Consider the following 212-nt stretch of genomic DNA (forward strand, 5'->3'; position numbering starts at 1 on the left):
GACATGGGAGCCGTTGGCCCTGAGCTGGGCCAGCAGCATCGGCCAGACGGAGAATTCGCCCTTGGCCGCCTTGTCGGTGAGGGAGCGCAGATACCCGCCGGCCGAATTGATCTGCCCGGCCCTTTGCAGGATGCAGGCCACGGCAATGGCGGCGTTTTCCTGGCCAAGCACCGCACAGGCCTCCTCATAGGCGGAGGGGCTGACCCCGAGCA

1 protein-coding gene is annotated in these 212 nt (G+C 67.0%); it reads right to left on the bottom strand.

The genetic code is table 11. The features are described from left to right. A partial coding sequence (repC, locus tag C5750_RS26280) for a replication initiation protein RepC (RefSeq protein ID WP_245421285.1) occupies positions 1 to 212 on the bottom strand: 212 nt, incomplete at both ends.

It is taken from the genome of Phyllobacterium myrsinacearum (assembly GCF_002980555.1).
GTDB lineage: Bacteria > Pseudomonadota > Alphaproteobacteria > Rhizobiales > Rhizobiaceae > Phyllobacterium > Phyllobacterium myrsinacearum.